The organism is Clostridium sp. KNHs205 (assembly GCF_000702945.1).
Lineage (GTDB): Bacteria > Bacillota > Clostridia > Lachnospirales > Lachnospiraceae > Anaerocolumna.
In genome coordinates this window covers 449,400-475,000 of record NZ_JNLE01000003.1, presented here as the reverse complement: position 1 = coordinate 475,000, position 25,601 = coordinate 449,400, and the positions used below count along the sequence as shown (strand labels likewise).

At 34.2% G+C, this 25,601-nt stretch carries 22 protein-coding genes; 14 read left to right on the top strand and 8 right to left on the bottom strand.

Translation table 11 applies throughout. The features are described from left to right. Positions 1-369: 369 nt before the first annotated feature. The 7 genes from BR73_RS0102060 to dnaA form a co-directional block, all read right to left on the bottom strand. Entirely contained in the window at positions 370-1,212 is an 843-nt protein-coding gene (locus BR73_RS0102060) for a fumarate hydratase (RefSeq protein ID WP_033164203.1), read from the bottom strand. 105 nt (positions 1,213-1,317) lie between these two features. Then, entirely contained in the window at positions 1,318-3,957 is a 2,640-nt protein-coding gene (gyrA, locus tag BR73_RS0102055) for a DNA gyrase subunit A (RefSeq protein ID WP_033164202.1), read from the bottom strand. 41 nt (positions 3,958-3,998) lie between these two features. Then, positions 3,999-5,909, bottom strand: a complete 1,911-nt coding sequence (gene gyrB / locus BR73_RS0102050; RefSeq protein ID WP_033164201.1) for a DNA topoisomerase (ATP-hydrolyzing) subunit B — start codon at positions 5,907-5,909, stop codon at positions 3,999-4,001. After that, positions 5,906-7,036 carry a DNA replication/repair protein RecF gene (gene recF / locus BR73_RS0102045; protein WP_051684907.1) on the bottom strand — a complete coding sequence of 377 codons (1,131 nt, stop codon included), beginning with the start codon at positions 7,034-7,036 and terminating at the stop codon, positions 5,906-5,908. The genes gyrB and recF overlap by 4 nt, the downstream gene beginning before the upstream one ends. Before the next feature lie 18 nt (positions 7,037-7,054). Next, positions 7,055-7,264 carry an RNA-binding S4 domain-containing protein gene (locus BR73_RS0102040; RefSeq protein WP_033164200.1) on the bottom strand — a complete coding sequence of 70 codons (210 nt, stop codon included), beginning with the start codon at positions 7,262-7,264 and terminating at the stop codon, positions 7,055-7,057. Positions 7,265-7,298: 34 nt separating this feature from the next. Beyond that, complete coding sequence (gene dnaN / locus BR73_RS0102035; protein ID WP_033164199.1) at positions 7,299-8,411, bottom strand: DNA polymerase III subunit beta; 1,113 nt, start codon at positions 8,409-8,411, stop codon at positions 7,299-7,301. 267 nt (positions 8,412-8,678) lie between these two features. Next, entirely contained in the window at positions 8,679-10,043 is a 1,365-nt protein-coding gene (gene dnaA, locus BR73_RS0102030; RefSeq protein ID WP_081848502.1) for a chromosomal replication initiator protein DnaA, read from the bottom strand. Positions 10,044-10,583: 540 nt separating this feature from the next. Between dnaA and rpmH the strand changes: the two genes are divergently transcribed. The 11 genes from rpmH (at position 10,584) to BR73_RS0101975 (ending at position 21,006) form a co-directional block, all read left to right on the top strand. Next, a complete protein-coding gene (rpmH, locus tag BR73_RS0102025) occupies positions 10,584-10,718 on the top strand; it encodes a 50S ribosomal protein L34 (RefSeq protein ID WP_033164197.1) in 135 nt (44 codons plus the stop codon). Between the two features lie 59 nt (positions 10,719-10,777). After that, positions 10,778-11,128 carry a ribonuclease P protein component gene (rnpA, locus tag BR73_RS0102020; protein WP_033164196.1) on the top strand — a complete coding sequence of 117 codons (351 nt, stop codon included), beginning with the start codon at positions 10,778-10,780 and terminating at the stop codon, positions 11,126-11,128. Further along, positions 11,128-11,340 carry a membrane protein insertion efficiency factor YidD gene (gene yidD / locus BR73_RS0102015; RefSeq protein ID WP_033164195.1) on the top strand — a complete coding sequence of 71 codons (213 nt, stop codon included), beginning with the start codon at positions 11,128-11,130 and terminating at the stop codon, positions 11,338-11,340. The genes rnpA and yidD overlap by 1 nt, the downstream gene beginning before the upstream one ends. A gap of 203 nt (positions 11,341-11,543) precedes the next feature. Next, entirely contained in the window at positions 11,544-12,818 is a 1,275-nt protein-coding gene (locus BR73_RS0102010) for a YidC/Oxa1 family membrane protein insertase (protein ID WP_033164194.1), read from the top strand. A gap of 1 nt (position 12,819) precedes the next feature. After that, entirely contained in the window at positions 12,820-13,584 is a 765-nt protein-coding gene (gene jag / locus BR73_RS0102005) for an RNA-binding cell elongation regulator Jag/EloR (protein ID WP_081848500.1), read from the top strand. Between the two features lie 672 nt (positions 13,585-14,256). After that, on the top strand, positions 14,257-15,639 hold the full coding sequence (gene mnmE / locus BR73_RS0102000; RefSeq protein ID WP_033164193.1) for a tRNA uridine-5-carboxymethylaminomethyl(34) synthesis GTPase MnmE: 1,383 nt from the start codon (positions 14,257-14,259) through the stop codon (positions 15,637-15,639). 92 nt (positions 15,640-15,731) lie between these two features. Further along, the gene (gene mnmG / locus BR73_RS0101995; RefSeq protein ID WP_033164192.1) at positions 15,732-17,627 is read left to right on the top strand and encodes a tRNA uridine-5-carboxymethylaminomethyl(34) synthesis enzyme MnmG; all 1,896 of its coding nucleotides are present in this window, start codon (positions 15,732-15,734) and stop codon (positions 17,625-17,627) included. A gap of 273 nt (positions 17,628-17,900) precedes the next feature. Beyond that, positions 17,901-18,614, top strand: coding sequence for a 16S rRNA (guanine(527)-N(7))-methyltransferase RsmG (gene rsmG, locus BR73_RS0101990; protein ID WP_081848499.1), 714 nt, complete (start codon positions 17,901-17,903; stop codon positions 18,612-18,614). Between the two features lie 18 nt (positions 18,615-18,632). Continuing rightward, on the top strand, positions 18,633-19,067 hold the full coding sequence (locus BR73_RS0101985) for a GNAT family N-acetyltransferase (protein WP_033164191.1): 435 nt from the start codon (positions 18,633-18,635) through the stop codon (positions 19,065-19,067). Positions 19,068-19,256: 189 nt separating this feature from the next. Beyond that, complete coding sequence (locus BR73_RS27020) at positions 19,257-20,357, top strand: sensor histidine kinase (RefSeq protein WP_051684906.1); 1,101 nt, start codon at positions 19,257-19,259, stop codon at positions 20,355-20,357. A gap of 1 nt (position 20,358) precedes the next feature. Then, positions 20,359-21,006 (top strand): response regulator transcription factor, encoded by a 648-nt coding sequence (locus BR73_RS0101975; protein ID WP_033164190.1) that lies wholly within the window; start codon positions 20,359-20,361, stop codon positions 21,004-21,006. A 415-nt stretch (positions 21,007-21,421) separates the two neighbouring features. Here the strand turns inward: BR73_RS0101975 and BR73_RS29575 are convergent, their stop codons facing one another. Continuing rightward, a complete protein-coding gene (locus tag BR73_RS29575) occupies positions 21,422-21,556 on the bottom strand; it encodes a hypothetical protein (RefSeq protein ID WP_278248520.1) in 135 nt (44 codons plus the stop codon). A gap of 1,384 nt (positions 21,557-22,940) precedes the next feature. Between BR73_RS29575 and BR73_RS0101970 the strand changes: the two genes are divergently transcribed. Genes BR73_RS0101970 through BR73_RS0101960 form a run of 3 tightly spaced genes read left to right on the top strand, consistent with a single transcriptional unit; the run spans position 22,941 to position 25,170 of the window. Continuing rightward, positions 22,941-23,702 carry an AAA family ATPase gene (locus BR73_RS0101970; RefSeq protein WP_033164189.1) on the top strand — a complete coding sequence of 254 codons (762 nt, stop codon included), beginning with the start codon at positions 22,941-22,943 and terminating at the stop codon, positions 23,700-23,702. 39 nt (positions 23,703-23,741) lie between these two features. Further along, a complete protein-coding gene (locus BR73_RS0101965; RefSeq protein ID WP_033164188.1) occupies positions 23,742-24,644 on the top strand; it encodes a ParB/RepB/Spo0J family partition protein in 903 nt (300 codons plus the stop codon). Between the two features lie 13 nt (positions 24,645-24,657). Further along, complete coding sequence (locus BR73_RS0101960) at positions 24,658-25,170, top strand: DUF4446 family protein (protein ID WP_051684905.1); 513 nt, start codon at positions 24,658-24,660, stop codon at positions 25,168-25,170. Positions 25,171-25,601 lie beyond the last annotated feature (431 nt).

Here is a 25,601-nt window from a genome sequence, read left to right as displayed (position 1 = left end):
ATTATTTAACCTGCTTTGACTTACTTTAATGATCAATATTCTTATCAATTATCAAATGTCATTGCTAACCCATAAAATTCTTTTAGTCCTCTCCTGATTCAACTCCATAAAAATTTCTATTGTTAAATACATTAATAATGGTTTTATCAGAAAATTGTATTATTTGAAACTAAAAGCATTTCACGTCATATAACTTGGGACTATTATATTTCACTACTACCGCTTTTTTATAATGTCTCTTACTAGTTAATGTCTCTTACTAATAATGACTCTTATAAGAAATCTTTACACATAAACCTTGATTTTCTTGATATTCATCCACAAAACCAGTCTGTTTTTTTGTTTTTTGTGGATAAATATAAACTTTTTTCAGATGATTCTTGATACATGTCTATTGACATGACAGCATATATTGATTGCTACAGGCAGGCCGGCTATATGTGTTGGATAGGTTTCAACATTTACTCCAAGTGCAGTAATTTTTCCTCCAAATCCTCCGGGCCCGATTCCTGTATTATTGATTTCTGCTAGAAGTTCCTCTTCTAATTCTTTGATATGCTCCAGCGGTGATGATTTATCCAGGTTTCTTGTCAACGCTTTCTTAGATAGTATGGCTGCTTTCTCAAAACTTCCACCGATTCCTACCCCTACAACAATAGGCGGACAGGCATTGGGACCTGCAAGCCTGACAGTTTCCAGAACTGCTTTCCTGACTCCCTCTATTCCGTCAGATGGTTTTAGCATGTATATCCTGCTCATGTTCTCGCTTCCAAAACCCTTTGGTGCTACTGTTAATTCTATCTTATCCCCCTGTGTGATTTCATAGTGTATGATTCCCGGCGTATTATCATTTGTGTTATCTCTGATAAGTGGATCCCCTACTACTGATTTTCTTAAATATCCTTCCTGATATCCTAATCTGATTCCATTATTGATAGCATCCTCTATAGGCTCTCCCTCCAGCGCAACACCTTGTCCGATCTCTGCAAATACAATCGCCATACCTGTATCTTGACAGATTGGAATACTTTCAGCAGCGGCTATATTCATATTCTCTTCTAACTGTAAAAGAATCTGCTTTCCCAGACTACTGTCTTCCTTCTCTGCTCCCTGGTGAATTGCATTGCTTACATCAGAGGATAAGCTATAGTTAGCCTCGATGCACATTTCCTTGATATTCTGTGTAATTATATCTGTATTTACAAATCGCATAAATTTTCTCCACTTCTGTAAATGATAACTGCTTGTATTTTGAATAAAAGCCCGGATACAGAACAGACTTATTCCATCTGTCCCGCATTCAGGCTTAATTGTTAACTATTCTTCTTCATCAAGATCTGCTTCCTGAATCTCATTATCATCTGTACCCAAATCAGCACTTTCAACCTGGGCTTCATAGATATCTTCCATGTTGTTTAAATCGTCCTCAAAATCCTCATCCTTACCGATACTCTCACTGTTTTCTTCTTCCAGCTCTTTCTCCAGTTCTTTGATGACTTCCTCTTCGGAACTTTTGTCTTTTACTTTTGCTATGCTGGCAACGGTTATATCATTTTCAAGACCCATATTTATTAAACGAACACCTGAAGTTATTCTTCCAAGATTTGAAATGCCATTTACCATAAGCCTTATGACAATACCTTCTGTGGTTATGATCATAATCTCATTTTCTTCATTTACAGCTTTTACACCTACAACATAACCGGTTTTATCAGTAATCTTATAGCATTTTACACCTTTACCGCCTCTTCTTTGTACGGTAAACTCATCCATTTCGGTACGTTTTCCCATACCTTTTTCGGATACAAAGAGCAGACAATCCCCTTGGGTATTTAATTGCATTCCAATAATTTCGTCATTGTCTTCCAGGTTCATACCGATAACACCCATAGAGGTACGGCCAGTCTTGCGTACATCTTTTTCGTTAAAACGGATGCACTGGCCCTGTTTGGTTACAAGAATAATATCCTTCTGGTTGTTGGTTGCCTTTACTTCTATAAGCTCATCATCTTCTCTTAAATTGATAGCCTGAAGACCGGTTTTTCTGATATTTTCGTACTCCACAATAGGAGTTTTCTTCACAATACCTTTTTTTGTTGCCATAAATAAAAACTTACCCTTATGGTAATCCTTTAAGGGAATTACAGCCGTGATTCTTTCTTCCGGTAACAGCTGCAGAAGGTTAATTATTGCTGTTCCTCTTGCTGTTCTTCCGGATTCAGGTATTTCATAAGCTTTCAGCCGGTAGACTCTTCCCTTGTTGGTAAAGAACATGATGTAATGATGGGTAGTAGTCATAATAAGGTCTTCAATAAAGTCCTCTTCTATGGTCTGCATACCCTTTATTCCTTTACCACCTCGGTGCTGACTCTTGAAATTATCCACTGTCATACGTTTGATATATCCAAAACGTGTCATGGCAAGGACAATATTTTCGTTGGGAATCAGATCTTCTGTTGAGAAATCTTCTTCATCGAAACCGATAGCAGTTCTTCTCTCATCCCCATATTTATCTCTGATTATCGTAATTTCCTCTTTGATGACTGTAAGAAGCTTCTTCTTGTCTGCAAGGATTGCTTTATACTCTGCAATTTTCTCCATTAACTCTTTAAACTCGTTCTCCAGACGCTCTCTTTCCAAACCGGTTAATGCACGAAGTCTCATGTCTACGATAGCCTGAGCCTGAACCTCAGTTAACTGGAAGCTCTGCATTAAGCCCTCTTTTGCAATTGCTGTATTCTGAGAGGATCTGATGATTCGGATAACTTCATCAATGTTATCAAGTGCAATTAATAATCCCTGTAAAATATGGGCTCTTTCTTCTGCTTTGTTTAAATCGTATTTGGTTCTTCTGGTTACAACTTCTTCCTGATGCAGCAGATAATATTTGAGCATGTCATGAAGATTAAGTACTCTGGGTTCATTATTCACCAAAGCAATCATGATAGCACCAAAGGTATCCTGCATTTGTGTATGTTTATATAACTGGTTTAACAAAACATTCGCATTAATATCTCTTCTCAGCTCGATACAGATTCTCATACCGGTTCTGTCAGATTCATCTCGAAGTTCTGTAATCCCATCAATTTTTTTATCTTTTACAAGCTCAGCAATTTTTTCAATAAGCCTTGCCTTATTAACCATGTAAGGAAGTTCGGTTACAACAATCCGGTTTTTGCCATTGGCCATTGGCTCTATGTCTGTCACCGCACGAACTCTGATCTTTCCTCTTCCGGTTCGGTAAGCTTCATCGATACCTCTGGTACCTAAAATAGTTGCACCGGTAGGAAAATCCGGTCCTTTTACGATTTGTAACAGTTCCTCAATGGAAGTATCCCTGTCCTCTTCAATGTCATTGTCAATCATTTTAACAACAGCATTAATAATCTCACGTATATTGTGAGGCGGAATATTAGTAGCCATACCAACAGCGATACCAGATGTTCCGTTTACCAAAAGATTAGGGAATCTGGCTGGAAGTACAGCAGGTTCTTTCTCTGTCTCATCAAAGTTCGGCGTAAAATCTACTGTGTCCTTGTTAATATCTGACAACACTTCCATGGATATCTTACTTAATCTTGCTTCGGTATAACGCATAGCCGCTGCTTCATCTCCGTCCACGGAGCCAAAGTTACCATGGCCGTCAATTAAGGGATATCTGGTTGAAAAGTCCTGTGCCAATTTTACCAGGGCTTCGTAAATAGAACTATCTCCATGAGGATGATATTTACCCATGGTATCACCAACGATACGGGCACACTTACGGTGAGGTTTGTCCGGACCATTGTTCAGCTCTATCATAGCATACAGTATTCTTCTTTGTACCGGTTTTAAGCCATCCCTAACATCCGGTAATGCACGGGCTGCTATAACGGACATGGCGTAATCGATATATGATGTTTCCATGGTCTTTTTTAGATCGACTTCATGGACTTTGTCAAAGATATTCTCATCCATTTATATTCCTCCATCTATGCTTTGTCTTACAAAATACGGAACTAAATATCCAGATTTCTTACGTATTTTGCATTTTTCTCAATAAATTCTCTTCTGGGCTCCACCTTATCTCCCATCAGTGTTGTAAAGGTCATATCAATTTCTGAGGATTCTTCTTCATCAATGGTCACTTTTAAAAGAACTCTTTTCTCAGGATCCATGGTAGTATCCCACAGCTGTTCTGCATCCATCTCACCTAAACCTTTATAGCGCTGTATCTTATTGTTACCGTCACGGCCGATTTCCCTCAGTATCTCATCCAGCTCTGCGTCATCATAAGCATACCTTACAACTTTATTTTTCTCAATTTTATACAGCGGGGGCTGAGCCAGGTAAACGTGTCCCTGTCTGATCAGCTCGGGCATAAATCGATAGAAAAAGGTCAGCAAGAGAGTACTAATGTGGGAACCATCCACGTCCGCATCTGTCATAATTATTATTTTATGGTATCTTAATCTTGCTATATCAAAATCATCGGAAATACCTGTTCCGAAGGCTGTAATCATTGCTTTTATTTCGTTGTTTACAAGAATCTTATCAAGCCTTGATTTCTCAACGTTTAATATCTTTCCACGTAATGGAAGGATCGCCTGGGTGGCTCTGGATCTTGCAGTTTTAGCTGAGCCACCGGCGGAATTACCCTCAACAATATAAATTTCACAGTTTTTGGGATCTTTATCGGAACAGTCCGCAAGTTTTCCGGGCAGACTCATCCCTTCAAGTGCAGTCTTTCTTCTGGTAAGATCCCTGGCCTTTCTTGCTGCATCCCTGGCTCTTTGTGCAAGAATGGATTTCTCCAGAATCATCTTGGCTACAGAAGGATTCTGCTCTAAGAAGTAAGTCAGCTGTTCACTGACGATACCATCCACTGCTCCTCTGGCTTCACTGTTACCAAGCTTCTGTTTCGTCTGTCCTTCAAACTGTGGTTCAGGAATCTTTATACTTACAATTGCTGTCAGACCTTCCCTGATATCTTCTCCAGTCAGGTTAGTTTCGTTGTCTTTTAAATATTTATTGCTTCTGGCATAATCATTAAAAGTTTTTGTAAGCGCATTTTTAAAACCGGCAAGATGGGTTCCACCCTCCGGTGTTGTAATATTATTTACAAAACTATAGCAGCCTTCTGTGTAGGTATTATTGTGCTGCATGGCAACTTCAACATATACTTCATCTCTGGAACCTTCACAGTAGACAATCTCTGAATAAAGGGGATCTTTGTTTTTATTTAAGTATTCCACATATTCCTTAATACCGCCTGCATAGTGAAATTCCTTTTCAACTTTTGTCTCTTCTCTGTCGTCTATTAAGACAATCTTGAGATTTTTAGTAAGAAACGCCATTTCCCTTAAGCGCTGCTTCAGTACCTCAAAATCATAAACTGTCTCTTCAAAAATTTCTTTGTCCGGTAAAAAAGTAACTGTAGAGCCTGTTCTGTCAGTCTCACCAATTACCTTTAGAGGATAGACCACCTTACCTCTTTCAAATCTTTGCTTGTGAATCTTACCGTCTGTGTAGACTGTTACTTCCAGCCACTCAGAAAGTGCATTAACTACTGAGGCACCTACTCCGTGAAGTCCTCCGGATACCTTGTATCCTCCTCCGCCGAATTTTCCGCCGGCATGGAGAATGGTAAATACTACTTCAACGGCAGGAATTCCCTTTTTGTGGTTAATTCCAACAGGGATACCTCTTCCGTTATCTACAACGGTTATTGAATTATCTTTGTTAATTGTTACTTCAATCCTGTCACAGACACCGGCTAATGCTTCGTCCACTGCATTGTCTACAATTTCGTATACCAGATGATGCAGTCCCTTTGAAGAGGTACTGCCAATATACATACCCGGCCTTTTCCTTACTGCTTCCAATCCTTCCAGTATCTGTATTTGATCTGCACCATATTCCGTACTCATACATTGCCTCCTGTCTTTTTCTGGATGAAATCTTTATTATCAAAATTTTCTCCGGAAACGGTTCCTTCCGTTACCCGGAATATTCTGTCACACTGAATTCTGTTCTGTACCATTTCTTCCAAACCGGTACAGGTGATAATTGTCTGTATATCATGAATACTGTTAAGAAGATAATTCTGTCTTTTCCTGTCAAGTTCAGACAGTACATCGTCTAACAGTAAAATGGGGTTATCTTTGGCTATCTGTCTTACAACTTCAATTTCTGCAAGCTTAAGAGATAGTGCCGTGGTACGCTGCTGACCCTGTGAACCAAACTTGCGTATATCCATGGTACCATTAAAGAAACTGATGTCATCCCTATGGGGACCCGTACCGGTAGCCTTAAGAATTACATCTCTTTCCAGGGAACTTTTAAGCTTCTCCATAAAGCTGTCTTTATCCGTATTGGGTTCATACTTTATGACGAGGCTCTCCCTGCCGCCGGATATTTTACTATGTATGTCTGACACGATGGGATTCAGTGTTTCTATAAACCCCTTTCTGCCTTCCATTACCTTTAAGCCATGGAATACCAGTTGTTCATCCCATACACTAATTGTATCCATTAATTTCCTGTTGAAACTTATCTGTTTTAATAAATTGTTTCTCTGATTTATAATTTTCTGATAATTGGACAAGTGATAAAAATACACCTTGTCAAGCTGGCATAATTCCATATCCAGAAAATGTCTCCTCTCGGAGGGTCCGTTTTTTATAATACTTAGATCCTCCGGAGAAAAAAATATATAATTTACAATTCCAAGAAGTTCACTGGATTTTTTTACAGGTATACCGTCAATGGCTGCACCTTTTGTCTTATTTTTCTTAAGGTGAATGTCAATTTTATGAGGAACTCCTTTATTTTCAAGAACCACCCGGATATGGGATTCCTCCATACCAAATCTTATAACTTCCCTGTCTTTACTGTTTCTGTGGGATTTAGTGGTTCCGCACATATATAAAGATTCCAGTATATTGGTTTTTCCCTGGGCATTATCACCGTATAGAATATTTACTCCCTGTGAAAAATCCATGGAAAGACTTTCGTAATTTCTGTAATCCTTCAGTTCTAACGTCTTAATAAACATGCGTACACCACGATTCCATTATTTCTCAATTCGGATGATCTGATTCTGATATTCTACTTCATCCCCTGCATAGAGTTTCTTACCTCTCTGGGTTTCCGTACTGCCGTTTACCTTCACCAGTCCATCCTGAATAACGAATTTGGCATCCACTCCTGAATCTACAAGGTTCGCAGCTTTGAGTGCCTGTCCAAGTTTAATAAATTCTTCTCTCAATTTTATGACTTCCATGACGCCTCTTTTCAGATATCAATTTATGATTTTTTTATTGTACCGCTGAATTAAAGTTAACAGGAAGCACCAGATAGATATAGTTTTCTTCCTTGTCCCTGATAAAGCAGGGAGCTTTTGAATTAATTAAATAAATATCCACTTCCTCATCATCAATTACTCTTAGCGCATCAATGAGAAATTTTGGATTAAAGCCGATGAGTATATCTTTGCCCTCTTTGGTAATGTCGATTTCTTCATCCATTGAACCGATTGAAGAATTCATCTTTAGCTCCATATTACCATCAGCAATATTAATGATTATAGGTTTCTTATCAGATTCCTTTACTAAAAGGGTTGCTCTGTCAATACAGCTTAAAAGCTCCTTCTTGTTTACTGTTACCTTAGTCTCATAGTCACTGGATAACATCTGATCAATCTTAAAGAAGATTCCTTCAATAAGCCTTGATAATACGATGGTGTCATCGAATTCAAAGATAACATGCTTGTCCGTAAAATAAATATAAGCTTCATCAGAAAATTCACCTGACAATATTTTACTGACTTCATTTAAAGTCTTACCGGGAACAATTACTTTTATATCACTGTAGTTCTGATTTAATTTTATTTTTCGTATGGATACACGATGTCCGTCCAAAGATACTACTTTCAGTTCATCTTCTTTAATCTCAAAAAGTTCACCTGTCATTATCTTATTACTTTCATTATCAGCAATGGAGAATACGGTCTGTCTGATAATTTCCTTTAAGGTAAACTGCGATAATGTAATGCCTTCTGTTCTTACAATATCAGGCAGATAGGGGAACTCTTCACTGGAAGAGCCTGAAATGGTAAATTTCGCTTTTTCACAGGTTATTAAAGTTGAGTAGTTATCACTGGTCTGAATCGTAACATCATTATCAGGCAGTTTTCGAATGATCTCAGAAAAAATCTTAGAGTTAAGAGCTACCGAACCTGGTTCAATAACTTCACCCTTTGCAATAGTTTCGATTCCTAACTCCATATCATTTGCTATAAGCTTAATGGTATCTTGTTTTACATCTATTACGATACTTTCTAAGATAGGCATGGTTGATTTGGCAGGGACTGCTTTCAGAACAATGTTAACACGGTTTAGCAGTTCTCCCTTGGGACAGATTATTTTCATAAATGTGTATAACTCCCTTCCGGATATTTTATATAAATATATATATTAGAATTTGGTAGCAGTAGTAATAGGGGGTGTTAGTTTGTGCATAAGCCTGAAATGGGCATAAAACAGCTGCATTTCAGAAAAGGATAACCTTGTGAATGAAGTTGAAACGGATTTAGGATAAAATTTTAACCTAAGAAAAGATTTTAAACTTATCCCAAGGCTGCTAACAGGACAAGCACAGTCTGTTAACAGCCGATTGTGGAAAAAAATAAAACCTTCTTAAGGGTTAATCTTTTTTGTAAGGACATCGATAGTATTCTGCATACTGGGATCCTTCTTTATATTCTTCTCAATCTTATCAATACCATGTAATATGGTGGTATGATCTCGGTTACCCATTATCTTGCCAATATCAGATAAAGAAAAATCAGTAAGTTTTCTGCATAGGTACATGGCAATCTGCCTTGGAAAAGCAATGTTTCTGCTCTTATTAACGGAATAGAGTTCATTAGAAGTTAAATTGAAATGTTCTGCAATCACATCAACGATTAATTCAGGAGTAAGCTGCTTCTTATTATCAGGAGAGATAAGATCCTTTAATGCTTCTTCTGCCAGGGTTACATTAACCTCCTGTTTCTTTAAACGGGATAATGCAACGATCTTTGTAAGAGCTCCTTCAAGTTCACGAATATTTGATTTAACGTTGGTTGCAATGTATTTCATAACTTCATTGTCAATCTGAAGACCGTCAAGTTCTTCCTTTTTCTTTAAGATAGCCATTCTGGTCTCATAATCAGGGGACTGTATGTCTACGGTTAAGCCCCACTCGAATCTGGAACGAAGACGTTCCTCCAGGGTGAGGATATCTTTAGGGGGCTTATCGCTGGAGATTATAATCTGTTTCTTGGATTCGTGCAGGGTGTTAAAGGTGTGGAAAAACTCTTCCTGTGTACTTTCCTTACCTATAATAAACTGAATATCGTCAATAAGCAGAACATCGATATTTCTATACTTTTCGCGAAATTCTGTTGGTGTTGTATTCACATTACGGATGGATTCGATCAGCTCATTGGTGAACTTCTCACTGGTAACGTACATTACCTTGCTATTCGGATTCTGTTCTAATATATAGTGTGCAATGGAATGCATTAAGTGAGTCTTGCCAAGCCCAACTCCTCCATATATAAAGAGGGGATTGTATATCTCAGCCGGTGATTCCGCTACAGCTAAGGAAGCGGCATGGGCCAGATTATTGTTGGCACCAACTACAAAGGTATCAAAGGTATAACGGGGATTTAAAAAAGTTATTCCACTTTTCTGACCTTTATTCTTATTAGAAGCATCACCTGAATCGTCCGCCGATTTTGTTTCTACAATCTGGCTTTCCAGAATGAATTCTATATCATAATTACGGTTCATAATTTCCATAATTGAGACTTTTAAAGGTATTCCATACTTTCTGCTGATGAAATTTTTGCTGTCAGGGCCGATCATTTTATCATTGATGGAAATGGTTATTAAATTACCTTTTACGGAATATACTTTTAAAGGAAGCAGCCATGTTTTGAAGGAAACATCGGTCACGCAATGCTCTATTTTAAGATATTCCAGTATTTCTTCCCATTTTTCTTGTACTTCGTTCATTACTCTAATCTCCCTAAAATAAAATTTCATACATTCTTCTTAATATAATATAACAAAATTGTGGATATTTCAATGCTAATATGTAATTAAAATGGTCATATGGCAGGTATATCCCCATAGGATTTAGGTCTGATAACATTCCTGTGAATAAAAAATCCAAGATATTAACAGTGGACAACCCCCGATAAAAAAAGGATTTTGTTGATAAAGCACACGGAATATTCACACCATTTCACAAAGTTATCCACATTTCATCAACAATTTGTGGATAACTTTGTGTGAAAAAATTGTTTTTAAAATTTTTGCTAAAATATTGCAATAAATATACTATATATGGAAAACACTATTACTAGATAATTACATTTTCTGGGCGAAATGTCTTTTTCCTGATTAGGTACTTTCTGGTATATGACATTTGAATATAAGAAATACTTGACGTACAAGCTTTTGAAAGCTATAATAAACTTAATATTTTAAATTATTAAAATAGAATAAATACGCTTACCATTATGTTTGGTATATATAAAGGAGGTGCCCCTTATGAAGATGACATTCCAGCCTAAGAAAAGAAGCAGATCCAAAGTTCATGGATTCAGAGCGAGAATGAGTACTGCTAACGGCAGAAAAGTATTATCCTCAAGAAGAGCAAAAGGCAGACACAAATTATCAGCATAGGTCGCATTACTGTGGCCTTTTCTTCTCTTCATTCATTGTAAAGAAAGGGCCGTGATATCTTGAAATTATCAGAATCCATGAAAAAGAATGCCAACTTTAGAACCGTATACAAAAGCGGAAAATCCTATGCAAATACCTATCTCATTATGTATGTGATGGATAATCATACGGAACGAAACAAACTCGGTGTTTCAGTCAGTAAAAAAGTCGGCAATAGTGTAATCAGACACAGGATTACCCGATTAATTAGAGAAAGTTACAGATTAAACGAAGATATGTTTAATAGTGGTTTAGACATAATCGTTATTGCAAGAGCAGGTGCTAAGGGTAGAAACTACTTGGAAATAAAAAGTGCATTGCTGCATTTGGCAAAGATGCATAAAATTCTGAAAGAGACAACAAAATCGTGATGAAGCGAGTTTTAATAGGAATTGTAAAATTTTACAGGAAATTTATTTCACCCTTAAAAGGAAGGTCAAGTTGTATCTACACGCCTACCTGCTCTTCTTATGCTATCCAGGCACTGGAAAAATATGGGGCATTAAAAGGCGGATATCTGGCAGTAAGACGTATTTTAAGATGCCATCCTTTTCATATGGGAGGTTATGATCCGGTTCCATGATAGTGATATTTTGTTGGAACATATAGAATTTTGTAATCTGATAATGGCAGCGGAGAATGCTGCCTATAAATTATTATAGGAAGAAAAGCAGTTCTTATTGTCGGATGAACAGCAGCAGGTGAAGCTGCTTATAACCAGTAATAAAGGAAGAATTCTGGTTAATAGTATTACTGCAAGTTCGGAGTATCCAAGGAGGAAAAAAATTGTTAGAGGCGGTATTAACGAAAAGTAGCGGGATATTGGGTCCCATAGCAACTTTATTAGGATATATTTTGAATGGAATCTATGAATTCCTAAGTCTGTTTGGAGTACACAACGTAGCATTAGTAATTGTTTTATTTACATTTATCGTAAGAGGGCTGATGACACCTCTGACCATCAAGCAGCAAAAGTTCAGTAAGCTGTCTGCTAAGATGAATCCGGAACTTACAGCAATTAATGCGAAATACAAAGGAAAAAAAGACGATGCATCTGTGAGAAAAATGCAGGCTGAAACCCAAGCCGTTTATTTAAAGTATGGTGCTAATCCCACATCAGGATGTCTTCCTCTGTTGATACAGCTTCCCATCATGTTTGCATTATATCAGGTTATTTACCGTATACCTGCCTATGTACAGGACATTAATGTGTGGTATAAAAACATTGGTGAAGCAATTATAAATAACGGAAACTATTTTGATATTATGAAAGGTTTTGCTGAAGCCTCTCAGGTTAATTTCAAGAGTTTTACCGAAGCAGCAAGTAACACCTTAAGTATTAACCATGTGATAGATATACTTACAAAATTCAATTCTGATCACTGGAGTGAGCTTATTACCAAGTTCCCTACTCTTGCAGATGTTATCAGAACAAATTCTGAGAGTATCATGAGTGTTAACAGCCTGTTTGGCACTATGAATATTCTTGACAGTCCGGGATTTAAATTCCCTGGTATTATTATTCCTTTCCTGGCTGCCGGTTTACAGTTTATACAGACAAAGCAGATGATGGCTGCTAATCCTACACAAGTGGATAAAGATAACCCTATGGCTGCCTCCATGGGTATGATGAATAATGTAATGCCAATTATGTCAGGTGTTTTCTGCTTTATGTTCCCGGTTGGTATTGGTATCTACTGGATCGCAGGTAGTGCATTTGCAATTATACAGCAGTTTGTCATTAATCGTATTATGCAAAAAGTAGATATTGATGAACTTATACAGAAAAATGTTGAGAAAGCCAACAAGAAAAAAGCTAGATTAGGTCTTGATCCAAATGCTACACTGGAAGACCTTGCAAAAAGACAGACAAGATCAATCGCACCAAAGACACAGGTGCCGGAACAGACAAGTTCCACCTCCGGCTATGCTAATTCAGTAAAGAAAAATTATAGTGAATCGGGTTCAGGGAAGAATGATGTTTCCTATAAACCGGGAAGCATATCGGCCAATGCCAATCTTCTAAAGTCGAGGAACAAGGATAATAAGGGGGAAAAATAAAATGGATTGGTTAGAGATATCGGCTAAGACAGTTGATGAAGCCATCACAGAAGCTCTTTTAAAACTGCAGACAACAAGTGACCGCATTGAGTATGAGGTTATTGAAAAGGAAAGCAGCGGATTTCTGGGATTATTTAATAAGCCAGCAAAGATTAGAGCAAGAATGAAACAGGGTGCAGACCATGCTGCGAAGGATTTTCTTGGAAAAGTCTTTAAAGCAATGAATATAACTGCATCAGTTGATGTTAAGTATGATGAGGAAGACTCTTCTATGGACATTAATGTTCTTGGAGAGGATATGGGAGTGTTAATAGGTAAGAGGGGTCAAACCTTGGATTCACTTCAGTATCTGGTAAGTCTTGTTCTTAATAAAGACAGTGAGAAATACATTAAAGTCAAGCTGGATACAGAGAATTACAGACAAAGAAGAAAAGAGACTCTGGAGAATCTGGGAAAAAACATTGCATTTAAGGTTAAAAGAACCAGAAAACCTGTTGCTTTAGAGCCTATGAATCCATATGAGAGACGTATTATCCATTCTATATTACAGAATGATAAATTCGTAGAAACTCATAGCGAAGGTGAAGAGCCTTTCCGTAAAGTAGTGGTAACACTTAAGAAGAGTGCACAGACCAGGGATTATAAATATAATAATAACCATAGCAATCATGGCAAACCGCAGTACGGAAACAAACCCAAAAAAGAATACGGCGGATACTCTCATAAGCATAAAACCGATGTAGTTAAGACAAGTGAATTAGAATAGTGACAAAGGGCGTATTAAAGGAATTTGCTTTGATACGCCTTTTTTAGGGATATAAATATAAAGTATATGGTTCTTATAAAAATGAAGAGGGAATATGAGTCCTGGTTTATAAATCTTTCTATAGATAATTATCTCTAAGATAGTTGATACGTTTAACTACAGTTTATATCATTATTTTCATATTTTAATATCTAAAAGATAGAAGGATATTAATTGTATGAGAATATTAAATGAAGTGATACAAATATAAGACTGATACTAATATCAGGATATAATTAAAACCTGGAATAGAATTAAACATCAGAATTTTATTAAAATTATATCAGGAGTAATAAAAATTAGAATGTTATTAAAGGGCAGAATATAATTAAAAGCCAGAATGATATTAAAGCCAGAATGATATAAAACCAGAATGTTATTAAAGAATAGAATTTTATTAAAAGCCAGAATGATATTAAAGCCAGAATGATATAAAACCAGAATGTTATTAAAGAATAAAATTTTATTTAAACCAGAATGTTATTAAAAATCAAAATGTTATAAAAATCAGAATGTTATCAAAATAAAAATAAGAATGAAAGGATGCCTGAGAAAGGGCAGAATGAAAGTATAAGTGAAGTAATCAACTGAAAGTTGGGGATTACTCACAAAATAAGTAATTTGGATAGAGATATGAATTCAAGTACAGATACAATCGCTGCAATTGCCACGGCCGTCAATAATAGTGGCATCAGTATAATAAGAATAAGTGGTATGGATGCACTTGAGATTGGGGATATGATATTTCAATCAAAGCAGGCTAATAAGAAATTATCTAAAGTACAAAGCCATACCGTCCATTATGGATATATAAAAGATGAAGATGTCATAATTGATGAAGTGCTGGCAATTGTTATGAAAGGTCCCAACAGTTATACCAGGGAGGACGTTATAGAAATTGATTGCCACGGAGGAATTCTGGTAACAAGAAAGATTCTTGAAGTTATAGTAAAAAAAGGTGCAAGAATTGCAGAACCGGGAGAGTTCACGAAAAGAGCTTTCTTAAACGGTAGAATAGATTTATCACAAGCAGAAGCTGTTTCAGATATTATTAATGCGAAAAGTAACTATGCTCTAAAGAATTCTGTTAAGCAGTTAAAGGGCAATGTTTATAATAAAATAAAAGAAGTACGAGAAGGGATACTTCATGATTTAGCTTATCTTGAAGCTGGACTTGATGATCCTGAGCATATCGATATCAGTGAGTTTAAAGATGAGTTAATGGTTAATATAGCCGGCTATAAAAAAGAAATTAAAAAGTTATTGGATACAGCAGGAAATGGTAAGTTGATCAAGGAAGGTATTAAAACTGTTATTATGGGTAAACCCAATGCGGGTAAATCATCTCTTCTTAATGCATTAATGGGCAGTGAGAGAGCCATTGTAACAGATGTACCAGGGACTACAAGGGATACTCTTGAAGAAACACTTATGATAGGTGAACTATGCTTAAATGTGGTAGATACCGCAGGTATAAGAAATACCTCAGATTTGGTAGAGAGTATTGGAGTTAAGAGAGCAAAGTCCATGGGGGAAGATAGTGATCTAATCTTGTATGTAGTTGACGTATCCGTACCCTTAGATGAAAATGACGAAGAGATAATTGCCTTTATAAGAGAAAAAAAAGCAGTCGTATTGTTAAATAAATCCGACCTTAACATGGTAATATCGATAGAAGAAATAAGAGAAAAAACGCAAAAAGAGGTAGTATTGATCTCTGCTAAACAAAGCAGCGGGTTGGAGGAGCTAGAAAAACTTATTACAGACATGTACTTTAATGGTGTCCTGGAATACAATGATGAAGTTTATATAACAAATCTAAGACAGGAAGAAGCACTGAGAAAGAGTCTTGAGAGCCTGTGTATGGTGGAGAGGACAATACAGGATGATATGCCGGAAGATCTGTATGCAGTAGATATGATGAATGGTTATGAGGCCTTAGGAAGAATAACAGGTGAACAGGTGGATGAGGATCTTATCAATACAATTTTCCGGGAATTCTGTATGGGTAAGTAGTAGCCGGGAATATGGATCAGTGGTATAATACAGCTGAATGATGTTTATTTATAAACATCAAGTGAAAGTGGATTTACAGAAAAGAGGTTAGTATGTCATACACATATGAAAGTTATGATGTCATAGTAGTCGGAGCAGGTCATGCAGGCTGTGAAGCAGCATTGGCCTGTGCCAGACTTGGGATAAATACTTTAATAGTAACTATAAACATGGATAGTATTGCGTTGATGCCCTGTAATCCTAATATAGGAGGAACCTCCAAAGGTCATCTGGTTAAAGAAATAGATGCTTTAGGCGGTGAAATGGGTAAGAATATTGATAAGACCTATATTCAATCTAAAATGCTCAATGTTTCCAGGGGACCTGCAGTCCATTCCTTAAGAGCCCAGGCCGATAAACAGGATTATAGCAGGGAGATGAGATTAGTTCTTGAGAATACCGATAATCTTACCTTGAAACAGGCAGAGGTAACTGAAATACTGACAGAAGACAACAAAGTTGTGGGGATAAAAACCTATTCTGGTGGAATTTATCCCTGTAAAGCTGTTATTTTGTGTACAGGAACATATCTGAATGCAAGATGTATCTATGGTGATGTAAGCAATTATACCGGACCCAATGGCTTAAAGTCAGCAAATTACTTAACAGATTCTTTGACCAAAGCCGGTATAGAGATGTACCGCTTTAAAACCGGTACACCTGCCAGAATTGATAAAAGATCAATTGATTTTAGTAAAATGGAAGAACAGTTTGGTGACGAGGAAGTAGTTCCTTTCTCTTTTACCAATAACGGTGTGGATATCAAGAAAGAACAGATATCCTGTTGGCTTACTTATACAAATGAAGAAACACATAAGATAATAAAGGAGAACATACATCGTTCACCTTTGTATAGCGGCGATATTAAAGGAACCGGCCCCAGATACTGTCCCTCCATTGAAGATAAAGTCGTTAAGTTCGAGGATAAAGACAGACATCAGGTATTTATAGAGCCAGAAGGAAATTATACCAATGAAATGTACGTGGGTGGTATGTCCAGTTCTTTGCCGGAGGATGTACAGTATAGAATGTATCGAAGTGTTGCAGGGCTCGAAAATGCTAAGATTGTAAGAAATGCCTACGCAATTGAATATGACTGCATTAATCCGAATCAGTTAAAGGCTTCATTAGAGTTTCAGAAGGTGGAAGGTTTATTCAGCGGCGGACAGTTTAACGGAAGCTCCGGTTATGAGGAAGCGGCAGCTCAGGGACTTATAGCCGGTATTAATGCAGCAATGAAGCTTCTTAACAAAGAGCCTCTTATATTGGACAGGTCACAGGCATATATCGGAGTTTTAATTGACGATTTGGTTACGAAAGAAACCCATGAACCTTATCGTATGATGACTTCAAGAGCTGAATACAGACTCTTGCTCAGGCAGGACAATGCAGATCTCAGGCTGACAAAACTAGGGTATAAAGTGGGACTGATTAGTGAAGATAGATATCAGGGATTGCTGCAAAAGGAAGAAAGTATAAAGAATGAGACAAGAAGAGTTAATGAAGCATTAATAGGTGCAAACTCCTTAGTACAGGACTTCCTTGCTAAAAATAACAGTCAAAGCCTAAAAACCGGTACTACTATAGGTGAGCTTATACGGAGACCGGAATTAACATATGATATGCTGGAGGAAATAGATACCGGAAGAAAAGCTCTTCCTAAAGATGTAAGAGAGCAGGTTAATATTAATATTAAATATGAAGGCTATATCGAGAGACAGTTAAGGCAGGTTGAACAGTTCAAGAAGCTCGAGAATAAAAATATTCCTGATAATATAGATTATGAACAGGTTAAGAGTCTACGTATTGAAGCAAGACAAAAGCTGATGAAAATAAGACCCTCTTCTGTAGGACAAGCCTCCAGAATTTCAGGTGTTTCTCCGGCAGATATTTCTGTCCTGCTGGTATATCTGGAACAATTTAGGAGAAAAGAAGAAAATATAAATTAGATATTATATATTCCTATATATATAAATTTCAAATATTAACGCACTCTTACTCTAAAAGAAGAAATTTATGTATTATATATAAAATAATAGGGCAGTTGTATTTATTAAAATTGCTGGAAGAAGCCTAATAGTTTTCCTTTACACAGGATTAAAGGATAGCTGCGCAGCTTTTTCCAGCCTTTATACCTTTTGCAACAATCCTTTTTGATACAAAGAATGGTCTTATGTCAAGATTATATAAAGAAATATATAAAGATAGAAAGCAGGAGTTCAATGAATCAGATAGAAAAATTATTGGATGCGGCAAAAAAGGAAAATATAACAATAACAGAAGATCAAGCAAAACTGTTGGTGAAGTATTATGAAATGCTTGTTGAAACTAATAAGGTAATGAACCTTACAGCAATTACTGAGTTTGATGAAGTTTTAACAAAACATTTTATGGATAGCCTTTCCATAGTACGTGTACATGATTTTAGTAAACCTCTTACTTTAATTGATGTTGGAACTGGCGCAGGTTTTCCGGGAATACCATTAAAAATAATTTTTCCCAAAATTAATGTAACATTAATGGATTCTTTAAATAAAAGAATTAACTTTTTAAAAGAAGTAATAACTGAGTTAGAACTAAAAGACATATGTGCTGTACATGCAAGAGCTGAAGATTTAGGAAGGGACAGTAATTACAGAGAAAAGTACGATATATGTGTTTCAAGAGCTGTGGCAAACTTATCTACTTTAAGTGAGTATTGTATGCCGCTTGTGAAAGTGGAAGGTTTCTTTATCTCGTATAAAGGTTCTAATGTGCAGGAAGAAGTTATAAATGCAAAAAAAGCAGTTAAACTCCTTGGTGGCAGAATAAAAGCTTGTGAAGAATTCAGTTTGGAGGGAGATATCGGAAGGTCCTTTGTAATTATTGAAAAGATTGAAAAGATATCTGATAAGTACCCAAGATCTTCTGGTAAACCATCGAAAGAGCCACTTTGATTCGGGAGGTGAATTATTATGATACAGGGGAAGGTAGTTGCTGCTGATAAGTATGAAGATTTAATAAATGTGTGGAGTTCTGTATTCCAGGAAGTTGAAATATACAACCAGTTTAAAGAAGAAAATATTTATATTGTCCTATATGAGGGAGTGAAAGAAGATAAACCTATTGGTGCTGCTGAATTAAAATTGATAGGTGAAGAGTGTTATATAGATCGGTTGGCAGTTCTTTCAGAGAAGAGAAATAATAGGAATGGTGAGTTCCTTTTGAGATTTGCATTAGATAAAGGTTTTAGTAAAGGTTATGAGAAAATATACACAATTATACAAAAGGAACAAAAGGAGATATTCTTTCGCGTAGGATTTAAAACGACAAAAACAGACAAAATAAAATCAGAAACGATAAAATGTGAAATATCACCAGATAAATTCTATAAACAATGTCGAAATTAAAATTATTCACAAAATATGATAAAAATGTGTCAAATTTGAAAAAAAACGCTTTCCTAAATGCAAATTATGGTATAATATAGTATATTATAAAGAATAACAAATTATTACTGGCTTAAATTTATATGAATGAATAAAAACACAAATGAACCTGATATTTTTAAATATTAGTATAATAGGAGAGTAATAAGAATGATTTATCAGGAAGATAATATGGGGTTTATGGAACAATTAAGAGATGCTCTATGCTATATTGACGAAAATGAAAGAAGTGTTCAGCAGGAAATTGAGCTAATTAATGGAAGGTTAAAATCTCTAGAAGAAAAGAAAAAGAAAATTCAGAAGAAAATATCTGCCATTACAATAGACAATATTTCTGGAGATATTTATTTAATAAATTTGAGCTTGGAAGAAAAAAAATTATCAAAGTTAAAAGCTGACAAGGTTAAAGTTGAAGATGATATAAAAAGAGAAGAAGAAAAATTCTTTGAATGTATCAGTAATAAAAATAACCTGGATAATATAAAAAGCTGTTTTCATACCCTAAAAGGTAATCTCTATGAAGATATGAATGATTTTTGTAAAAGTTATTCTGAAAAAATGGAGAAGAACGAAAATATCAGCTATGAGTTCGGACTAAATATTATCGAAACCCAAGAAACAGAAAGAAAAAGAATTGCAAGAGATTTACATGATTCAACAGTACAAAATCTCACCACGATGATGCATAAAACAGAATTATGTACCAGACTGATTGATATAGATCCTATACGTGCTAAATTAGAGCTACAAACAATGGTAGGAACAATAAAAACAACGATAAATGATATGCGTAATATTATTTATGGGCTAAGGCCAATGGCTCTTGATGATTTAGGACTTGTGCCGGCAATAGAAAAGTATATACGAGATATTACTCAAAATTATAATATTAAAGTATCTTTAAAATTACATAATAATGAAAGAACATTGTTACCTGCCATTAATCTTACTTTATTTCGTATAATTCAGGAATCCGTTAATAATGCTATAAAACACGGAAAAGCTAAAAAAATTCAAATTGATATAAATTATTCAGAAAAAGCAGTAAAAGTACAAGTCAAAGATGACGGAATCGGAATTAAAAAAGAAAAGTTGTCAGATCCGGGGGAGAACATCTTTTCTGGTTTTGGTTTATCAATGATGAGAGAAAGAGTGTCTATATTATCAGGTGATTTCAATATAGAAACAGATGAAAACGAAGGAACGAAAATAATTGTTAAAATTCCTTTGAAAAGTATTAGGAGGGTATAAGATGAGCACTATTAGGGTAGTTATTGCAGATGATCATCGTATGATAAGAGAGGGTTTAAAACAGCTTTTAGAACTTGAGGGTGATATATCTATTGTTGGTGAAGCTGGGGATGGAATCGAATGTATTGAAGAAATAGCAATTAAGAAACCGGATGTTCTGTTACTGGATATTAATATGCCCAGAATGGATGGTTTAAAAGTATTGCAGAAGTTAAAAGAAATGAAGTCCAATATAAAAGTTTTAATACTTACAATACATAATGAAATTGAATACTTATTAAAAGCTGTAGATATTGGTGTTAATGGATATGTGTTAAAGGATTCTGAAAGTGATTTGCTAAGAAAAGCTATATTTGCCATAAATAATGGAGAAATATTTATTCAACCTAACATGGTTCCCCTTCTTAATGATAAGTTGGAGAATAGGGAAGAGGAAACTACTACTGAAAGTCTTTTAACAAAGAGAGAAATGGAAGTACTTAAACTGATAACTGAAGGTTTATTTAATAAAGAAATAGCATATAATCTGTCCATCAGTGAGAAAACGGTTAAAAATCATGTTTCTAATATTTTCAGAAAAATTAGTGTATCTGATAGAACACAGGCAGCAGTTTATGCTATCAGAAATAATATAGTTGAGGTTTTCTAAATAAGTTGAACGGATAGTTATAAGTTTAGAGCGATTTGTTAACAAAGTGCAAAAAGAAATTAAAATGCAAAAGTTTTTAAAAAAAAGAGAATTAAGATAAAAAAGAGAATTAAGATAAAAAAGAGAATTAAAATAAAAAAATAATTACATAAAGATAACTATTTACTAGATGAGGAGGGATTCGGTGAATCCCTCCTCATAGCTTTTATACCCTCAATATTTATTATAGAATCAAATAATATGTTAATCAGTTATTTTCTAAATAAATTATTTCTTTTCCTCTATCTTTAGCATATTCTATTTCATTTTTTACACTTTCGCCAATATATACCCATTAACATTTACAACAAAAATTGAATCTGACAAATCGATTTTTATTCTATGTAATTTACCTAATAAATCTTTTTATATTCTGTCAAATCTCTATAGTATGAGGTATAATTCCTATTACTACATATTCATTTTCTAATTCCAGCTTTACAGACATTTCCTGTATTTTATTCCAGAATCTTACCGAACCACATAATGTGACAACCTTTCTCTTCACCATTATTCCCCCTTCTTAAGTAAAACAACAAATTCTGATTTATTTAAGAATAAAGAATACAATAAGCAAGGGTAAAAATATAGTATCGATTATTTATACATAATTATTTATATGAATCTTTTAATAATTGGATTTGTCTACAGTATGAACCATATATATTAATTTTAACTAATATATGGTTTATTTTATTAATAAATTGTTTCACGTGAAACAAAAGTTGTAAGCATTTTATATTACCCATAATTCTCGAATAATCATAGTGATGAAATAAGAGGCTATGTAATAAAAGAAAGTCTTATATGATTAAGAATAACTTATCTAAGCTTCTCATTTCATGATTAGTGTTACTTTAAATTTAATCTTTTGAATTATATTTATTTAAAAATTCAGTGTCATGTACTTATCAGGCAAAAATAATAAAAAGTTATATAATTCTGTAATATCACATTATCTCTTTTTGTCCTGATAATACTAAATTATCAGAGATTTATAATTAGGTTAAAAAAAGGTAAGATTACTGAAATGCTATTAGTCATATGTATATAATCTATAGTTATTAGGTTAATATAATCAATACAAACCCTAAAAAGATTTGTCCAATTATTGACCCACTATATAACTACTTCGACGATATATAAATATTATCCAACATTTTTACTGAGAGTATAATATGTAAATTTTGTATGATATGTTTATAGAGAAAAATTTCGATATTTCTATAACTAACCTGTGAAAATACACTATTTAATTTATTTATTGTTTGATTTTTGAAATGAATTATTAATGTGTTATTAAGTGTGATAATATACCATAAAGGAAAAAGACATATATATGTTTCACGTGAAACATTATTTATTAAAATACTTTTATAAATGTACTTAAGGGATTAATTTGTTTGTATTTATAAATATACGTATAGAATTAATTTTAAATAAAATTCATATATCTATAAGCTTTTCGTGCCATGAATTAACAAATGTAAATGCTCTTAATTATTATAAAAAGATTATTAAAGTTTATGATTGAGATATTATAAATGCATTAGCTTCCAATTATTACACTTTTTCATTATATTTTAAATACAAGTGAAATTAAAATACAAATGAAATTAAAATATTAATTACTATAATTATAGTAGTCTTGACACTAATGAATGTTTCACTTGAAACATTCATTAGTTACTGATATAAATTTAAAATACAACAAAATTAATAACGAATTTATATAGATAAATAAAAACAATAATGTTATAATTAATGGTAGTCCAAATGGCTTCATAAAATTATTCTATTTGAAAAATCTTATTGATAATATTCATTATCGATATAGGGATATGTACATAAGGACATGTAATTTATAGCAAATTACATGAATGAAGGAGGAAAAGATGGGACGAATAATAGCAGTTGCTAATCAAAAAGGAGGAGTAGGAAAAACTACTACCACCATAAACCTCTCTGCTTGCCTTGCTGAGAAAGGAAAAAATGTTCTTACCATTGATATAGATCCTCAGGGAAATACATCAAGCGGACTCGGTGTAAAGAAAAATGAGTTGAGTTTTACTGTCTATGACTTGATTATAGGTAATTGTAGTATTGAAGAATGTTTAGTTAAGAATGTATATGAAAATTTATCATTACTTCCTTCTAATGTTAATCTAGCAGGTGCAGAAATTGAATTAATTGGAGTAGAAGAACGAGAGTTTATATTAAAAAAGGAAATAGAGAAAGTAAGAAATCAATATGATTTTATCATTATTGATTGTCCACCCTCATTAAATACGCTTACAGTAAATGCTATGACAACAGCAGATACAGTTCTGGTTCCTATACAATGTGAGTACTATGCACTGGAAGGATTGTCACAGTTAATACATACAATTAATTTAGTAAGGCAAAGATTAAATCCTTTATTAGAAATAGAAGGTGTAGTATTTACCATGTACGATGCAAGAACAAACTTATCTTTGCAAGTAGTTGAAAATGTTAAGCAAAATCTTGAGCAAAAAATATATAAAACTATCATACCAAGAAATGTACGTTTGGCAGAGGCACCAAGTCATGGATTACCAATTAATATATATGATCCCAAGTCTGCTGGTGCTGAAGGATATAGAGATTTAGCAGATGAAGTAATTGAAAAAAAGTAATAAGTAAGAGTAGGTAATATAAAAGAAAAGGAGATTAATATGGCTGTTTCAAAGAAGGGTTTAGGTAAAGGCCTTGACTCTATGATTCCGAATAAAAGCGATACAAAGAGGAATACAGATAATGAAATTAAGGAAAAAATAGATGTTTCACGTGAAACATTAGTATCAATAAATGAGGTTGAACCTAATAGAAAACAACCAAGAAAATATTTTGATGAAGACTCACTACATGAGTTATCCGATTCTATTAAACAATTTGGTGTTATTCAACCCTTGATAGTACAAAAAAAAGATAAATACTATGAAATTATTGCAGGTGAGAGAAGATGGAGAGCTGCTAAACAAGCAGGTTTAAAAGAAATACCAGTAATAATAAAAAACTATACGCCACAAGAAGTAATGGAAATTGCTATTATAGAGAACATACAAAGGGAAGATTTAAATCCTATAGAAGAGGCGATAGCATATCAAAACCTTATAAAAGAGTTTAATCTGAAACAGGATGAAGTAGCAGAAAGAGTATCAAAAAGTAGAACTGCTGTTACTAACACTATGAGACTTTTAAAACTTAGTGAAAAAGTTCAGCAGATGTTAATAGATGATATGATTTCAGGTGGACATGCTAGAGCTTTGTTAGCAATAGAAGATGAAGAAATACAATATCAGACAGCAATGAAAGTCTTTGATGATAAGTTAAGTGTTCGAGATACTGAAAAATTAGTTAAAAAAATTACTGCTCAAATAAATGAAGTAAAAGAGGAAGTTGCTCCTGTAAAAGAAGATAGCTTTCTTTATCGTGATATAGAAGAAAAAATTAAAAAAATTATGGGTACAAAAGTATCTATCAAGAAGAAAAACAATAATAACGGAAAAATAGAAATAGAGTATTATTCAGTAGAGGAATTAGAAAGAATTTTGGATTTATTTGAAACAATAAACTAAAGGAGACCTTCCCATGTTGTTAAGTGACTACATAAGTGAATATATCGATTTTATAGTAATAGGGTTTGCTGCAATTTTATTAATCATGTTAGTTTGTCTAATAGTACTGTTTGTGAAATCCAGCAAGTTAAAAAAACGTTATAAGAAATTTATGGATGGAACAGATGGTAAAAGCCTGGAAGTTCAGTTTGAAGATAAATTCAATCAGTTGAAAGAATTAAAAGATCAAAGTAATATTCATACTGAACAAATTAAAAAGATATTTGAAAATTTAGCAGTAACTTATCAAAAGATTGGTATAGTAAAGTATGATGCATTTCAGGAGATGGGAGGTAAGTTAAGTTTCACACTAGCTATCTTGAATGATGATAATGATGGCTTTGTCCTTAATTCAATGCATTCTACCAGAGAAGGTTGCTATACTTACGTAAAAGAAATAATAAAAGGTGAATCCTTCGTTGTATTGTCATCTGAAGAAAAACTAGCATTAGAAGAAGCAAAAAAAACTAGAAATTATATGGAATAAACATATGTGTTTAAACTATATATAAAAAACTTTTGTAAAATCTATATGTAAAAAACTATATGTAAAACCCTGCAAATAAAAAAACTACATATAAAAAACTGTATGAAAAAAACTTACATGTAAAAACCTTGCATATAAAAACCTTGCATATAAAAACCTTGCATATAAAAACCTGCATATAAAACCTTGCATGTTAAAACCTGCATGTAAAACCTTGCATATAAAAATCTTGCATATAAAAACCTGCATATAAAACCTTGCATGTTAAAACCTGCATATAAAACCTTGCATGTTAAAACCTGCATATAAAACCTTGCATGTTAAAACCTGCATGTAAAACCTTGCATATAAAACCTTGCATGTTAAACCTGTATATAAAAACCTTGCATATAAAACCTTGCATGTTAAAACCTGCATATAAAAACCTACAT

Bases quoted from the DNA above. Each gene is read 5' to 3' on its own strand.
- gyrA (WP_033164202.1), bottom strand. From the start codon at position 3,957: ATGGATGAGAATATCTTTGACAAAGTCCATGAAGTCGATCTAAAAAAG.
- BR73_RS0101985 (WP_033164191.1), top strand. From the start codon at position 18,633: ATGATACAGGGGAAGGTAGTTGCTGCTGATAAGTATGAAGATTTAATA.
- rsmG (WP_081848499.1), top strand. From the start codon at position 17,901: ATGAATCAGATAGAAAAATTATTGGATGCGGCAAAAAAGGAAAATATA.
- dnaA (WP_081848502.1), bottom strand. From the start codon at position 10,043: ATGAACGAAGTACAAGAAAAATGGGAAGAAATACTGGAATATCTTAAA.
- jag (WP_081848500.1), top strand. From the start codon at position 12,820: ATGGATTGGTTAGAGATATCGGCTAAGACAGTTGATGAAGCCATCACA.
- rpmH (WP_033164197.1), top strand. From the start codon at position 10,584: ATGAAGATGACATTCCAGCCTAAGAAAAGAAGCAGATCCAAAGTTCAT.
- mnmE (WP_033164193.1), top strand. From the start codon at position 14,257: ATGAATTCAAGTACAGATACAATCGCTGCAATTGCCACGGCCGTCAAT.
- BR73_RS0101975 (WP_033164190.1), top strand. From the start codon at position 20,359: ATGAGCACTATTAGGGTAGTTATTGCAGATGATCATCGTATGATAAGA.
- BR73_RS29575 (WP_278248520.1), bottom strand. From the start codon at position 21,556: ATGGTGAAGAGAAAGGTTGTCACATTATGTGGTTCGGTAAGATTCTGG.
- BR73_RS0101970 (WP_033164189.1), top strand. From the start codon at position 22,941: ATGGGACGAATAATAGCAGTTGCTAATCAAAAAGGAGGAGTAGGAAAA.
- BR73_RS0102060 (WP_033164203.1), bottom strand. From the start codon at position 1,212: ATGCGATTTGTAAATACAGATATAATTACACAGAATATCAAGGAAATG.
- gyrB (WP_033164201.1), bottom strand. From the start codon at position 5,909: ATGAGTACGGAATATGGTGCAGATCAAATACAGATACTGGAAGGATTG.
- recF (WP_051684907.1), bottom strand. From the start codon at position 7,036: ATGTTTATTAAGACGTTAGAACTGAAGGATTACAGAAATTACGAAAGT.
- mnmG (WP_033164192.1), top strand. From the start codon at position 15,732: ATGTCATACACATATGAAAGTTATGATGTCATAGTAGTCGGAGCAGGT.
- BR73_RS0102040 (WP_033164200.1), bottom strand. From the start codon at position 7,264: ATGGAAGTCATAAAATTGAGAGAAGAATTTATTAAACTTGGACAGGCA.
- BR73_RS27020 (WP_051684906.1), top strand. From the start codon at position 19,257: ATGATTTATCAGGAAGATAATATGGGGTTTATGGAACAATTAAGAGAT.
- BR73_RS0101960 (WP_051684905.1), top strand. From the start codon at position 24,658: ATGTTGTTAAGTGACTACATAAGTGAATATATCGATTTTATAGTAATA.
- BR73_RS0101965 (WP_033164188.1), top strand. From the start codon at position 23,742: ATGGCTGTTTCAAAGAAGGGTTTAGGTAAAGGCCTTGACTCTATGATT.
- dnaN (WP_033164199.1), bottom strand. From the start codon at position 8,411: ATGAAAATAATCTGTCCCAAGGGAGAACTGCTAAACCGTGTTAACATT.
- yidD (WP_033164195.1), top strand. From the start codon at position 11,128: ATGAAGCGAGTTTTAATAGGAATTGTAAAATTTTACAGGAAATTTATT.